Origin of the sequence: Amnimonas aquatica, from assembly GCF_002943415.1 — a bacterium.
Lineage (GTDB): Bacteria > Pseudomonadota > Gammaproteobacteria > Pseudomonadales > Moraxellaceae > Perlucidibaca > Perlucidibaca aquatica_A.
Window position 1 is genome coordinate 1 of sequence record NZ_PTQZ01000174.1, and the last position, 3965, is coordinate 3965.

At 67.9% G+C, this 3965-nt stretch carries 4 protein-coding genes; all 4 read left to right on the forward strand.

The genetic code is table 11. The features are described from left to right. Positions 1-533 (forward strand): CvpA family protein (locus C5O18_RS07285; protein ID WP_146089269.1); only part of this gene is annotated, 533 nt, incomplete at its 5' end. 9 nt (positions 534-542) lie between these two features. Beyond that, positions 543-2048, forward strand: a complete 1506-nt coding sequence (gene purF / locus C5O18_RS07290; protein ID WP_105192782.1) for an amidophosphoribosyltransferase — start codon at positions 543-545, stop codon at positions 2046-2048. A 57-nt stretch (positions 2049-2105) separates the two neighbouring features. Continuing rightward, complete coding sequence (locus tag C5O18_RS07295; protein WP_105192784.1) at positions 2106-3338, forward strand: O-succinylhomoserine sulfhydrylase; 1233 nt, start codon at positions 2106-2108, stop codon at positions 3336-3338. A 22-nt stretch (positions 3339-3360) separates the two neighbouring features. Beyond that, a partial coding sequence (locus tag C5O18_RS07300; RefSeq protein WP_146089270.1) for an MFS transporter occupies positions 3361-3965 on the forward strand: 605 nt, incomplete at its 3' end.

Below are 3965 nucleotides of genomic sequence, written 5' to 3' on the forward strand. Positions count from 1 at the left end.
CGAGTCCTATGCATCCTGCAGATCTCGTCATCCTGACAGTGCTGGCGCTGTCACTGATCTTCGGCTTCATGCGCGGCTTCGTGCGTGAAGCGCTGTCCCTTGCCGGCTGGGTGCTGGCCATCATTGTCGCGCGCTGGTTCAACGAGCCGATGTCGGCCTGGCTGGCGCAGTGGGTCAGCACGCCTTCCGTGCGCCTGGTCATGTCCTGGGGCGGCCTTTTCTTCGGCACGCTGCTGTTCTGCAGCCTGTTCGCCCACGCCCTCAGCCTGGCCGTGCGCGCCGGCGGCCTGAGCCTGTCCGACCGCGTGCTCGGCGGCCTGTTCGGTGTCGTCCGCGGCCTGGTGCTGGTGCTGGTCGCGCTCATGCTCATGGCACCCTTCGTCAAGAAGGACGCCTGGTTCCGCGAGTCGCAGCTGCCTTCGCTGATCCTGCAGTACGAATCCCTGGCGCGCAGTCTCAAGGACCAGGCGCTGGATATCGTCGTGCATTCTTCCAAGCCGGGCGACGACACCGCGTCGCCACGGCAACCCTGAGAGGTCACCATGTGCGGAATCGTTGCCATTGCCGGCAAAGCGCCGGTCAACCAGGCACTCTATGATGCGCTCACCGTGCTGCAGCACCGCGGGCAGGATGCCGCCGGCATCGTCACCTGCGAGAGCGGGCGCCTGTTCCTGCGCAAGGACAACGGCATGGTGCGCGACGTCTTCCATACCCGCCACATGCTGCGCCTGGCCGGCCATTTCGGCATCGGCCACGTGCGCTACCCGACCGCCGGTTCGTCGAGCTCCGCCGAGGCCCAGCCGTTCTACGTCAATTCGCCCTACGGCATCACTCTGGCGCACAACGGCAACCTGACCAACGCCCATGTGCTGGCGAAGGACATCTTCCGTTCCGACCTGCGCCACGTGAACACCGACTCCGACTCCGAGGTGCTGCTCAACATCCTCGCGCACGAGCTGCAGGAGCGCCGCAAGTTCATTCCGGAAGTGGATGACATCTTTGCGGCCGTGGCCGGCGTGCACAAGCGCTGCAAGGGTGCCTACGCCGTGGTCGCCATGATCACCGGCTACGGCATCGTCGGTTTCCGCGATCCGAACGGCATCCGCCCGATCATCTTCGGCGAGCGCGACACGCCGGAGGGCACCGAGTACATCATCGCCTCGGAATCCGTGGCCATCACCTCGCTGGGCTTCCGCGTGGTGCGCGACCTGGCGCCGGGCGAAGCGGTGTTCATCAACTCCCAGGGCCGCCTGTTCACGCGCCAGTGCGCCGAGAACCCGAGCTACACGCCGTGCATCTTCGAGCACGTGTATTTCGCGCGTCCGGACTCGATCATCGACAACATCTCGGTCTACAAGGCCCGCCTGCGCATGGGCGAGAAGCTGGCGCAGACCATCCAGCGCGAGCATCCGGACCTGCGGATCGATGTCGTCATGCCGATCCCGGACACCAGCCGCACCGCCGCGCTGGAGCTGGCCAACCAGCTCAACGTGAAGTACCGCGAGGGCTTCATGAAGAACCGCTACATCGGCCGCACCTTCATCATGCCGGGGCAGGGCCAGCGCAAGAAGTCGGTGCGCCAGAAGCTCAACCCGATCGAGCTGGAGTTCGCCGGCAAGAATGTGCTGCTGGTGGATGACTCCATCGTGCGCGGCACCACCTGCCGCGAGATCATCCAGATGGCGCGCGACGCCGGCGCCAGCAAGGTCTATTTCGCCTCCGCCGCGCCGGCGGTGAAGTACCCGAACGTCTACGGTATCGACATGCCGGCCAAGAGCGAGCTGATCGCGCACGGCCGCAGCGAGCAGGAGGTCTGCGAGCTGATCGGTGCCGACGCGCTGATCTACCAGAAGCTCGACGACCTGATCGCCGCCGCCCGCGAAGGCAACCCGGACATCCAGGCCTTCGACTGCTCGGTGTTCAACGGCGAGTACGTGACCGGCGACATCGACGACAACTACCTCGACGCCCTGCAGGCCTCGCGCAATGATTCGGCGAAGAACCAGAAGGAAAAGGGCTCGACCATCGTGGATCTGGCCAACGGCTGACGCGGTCCGCCCGGCTGCCGGCCCCGGTACGGCCGGCGCACAACGCGAGTCGCAGCAATGACGGATGCAGAGCAACTGCCGGGCGTGCCCGGCTTCGACCAGTCCGGTGATACCGGCTTCGATACCCTGGCGGTGCGCGCCGGCAACATCCGCAGCGAGCATGGCGAGCATTCCGAGGTCATGTTCCTGACCTCGTCGTTCGTGTTCCGCTCCGCGGCCGAGGCCGCCGCGCGCTTCGGCGGCACTGACAAGGGCAATGTCTATTCCCGCTTCACCAACCCCACCGTGCGCGCCTTCGAGGAACGCCTGGCGGCGCTGGAGGGCGGCGAGCGCGCGGTGGCGACCAGCTCCGGCATGGCAGCCATCCTTGCCATGGTGCTCGGCCTGCTCAAGGCCGGTGACGAGGTGGTGACCTCGCAGAGCCTGTTCGGCACCACCAACGTGCTGTTCGACAAGTACGCGCGCAAGTTCGGCATCGTCACGCGCTTCGTGCCGCTGGCCGACCTGTCGGCCTGGCGCGAGGCGATCACGCCGGCGACCCGGCTGTTCTTCCTGGAGACGCCGAGCAACCCGCTGGGTGAGCTGGTCGACATCGCGGCACTGGCCGAGCTGGCGCACGCGCACGACATCCTGCTGGCGGTGGACAACTGCTTCTGCACGCCGGCGCTGCAGCGCCCGCTGGCCATGGGTGCCGACCTGGTCATCCACTCTGCCACCAAGTACCTGGACGGACAGGGTCGCTGCCTGGGCGGCGCGGTGGTGGGCCGTGACAAGCTGATGGAAGAGATCTTCGGCGTGGTGCGCACCTGCGGCCCCAGCCTGAGCCCGTTCAACGCCTGGGTCTTCCTCAAGGGCCTGGAGACCTTGCGCCTGCGCATGGATGCCCATTCCCGCCAGGCGCTGGCGCTGGCGCAGTGGCTGGAAGCGCAGCCGCAGGTGGCGGCGGTGCATTACCCGGGCCTGCAGTCGCATCCGCAGCACGCGCTGGCGACGCGCCAGCAGCGCGGCTACGGCGGCGTGCTGTCGTTCGAGGTCAAGGCCAGACCGGGAGAAACCGGCCGCGAGGCGGCCTGGCGTTTCATCGACGCCACCGAGGTGATGTCGATCACCGCCAACCTGGGTGATGCCAAGACCACCATCACCCATCCCGGCTCGACCACGCACGGGCGTCTCAGCCCCGAGGCCAAGGCGGCGGCGCGCATCAGCGACGGCCTGATCCGCATCGCGGTCGGGCTCGAGGACATCGACGACCTGATCGCGGACTGCAGCCGCGGTTTCGCGGCCTGCTGACCCGGGCCGGGGCAGGGGCCGCTTGAGCGCCGACCTGCGCATGATCGGTGGCGGCGACATCCGCAAGGGGTCGCCGGCCTACCGGCATGTCTGCCTGGCCATGTTCCTGGGCGGTTTTTCCACCTTCTGGCTGCTGTACTGGCCGCAGCCGCTGCTGCCGCATCTGGCACGCGATTTCGGACTCACGCCCGCCGGCAGCAGCGTGGTGCTGTCGGCTGCCACCGCCGCCATGGCGCTGGCGCTGATTCCCGCCAGCTTCCTCGCCGACCGTTACGGCCGCAAGCCGCTGATGCAGCTCGCCATGGTGCTGGCGGCACTGCTCACCATGCTGGTGCTGGCGGCGCCGGACTATGGCACGCTGCTGATGCTGCGCGTGCTCACCGGCATCGTGCTGGCCGGTCTGCCGGCGGTGGCCATGGCCTATCTGGCCGAGGAGATCGAGGCCGGGGCGCTGGGCAGCGCCATGGGCATCTATGTCGCCGGCACCGCGCTCGGCGGCATGGGCGGGCGCCTGTGCATGGCGCTGGTGGCCGATGTCGCAAGCTGGCAGGTGGGGGCGGCGGTGGTCGGCGTCACCGGGCTGGCCGCCAGCCTGGTGTTCTGGCGCCTGCTGCCGGACTCCCGGCA

What these genes read in the sequence shown, in the direction of transcription:
- C5O18_RS07295 (WP_105192784.1), top strand. Translation starts at nt 2,106, where the DNA reads ATGACGGATGCAGAGCAACTGCCGGGCGTGCCCGGCTTCGACCAGTCC.
- purF (WP_105192782.1), top strand. Translation starts at nt 543, where the DNA reads ATGTGCGGAATCGTTGCCATTGCCGGCAAAGCGCCGGTCAACCAGGCA.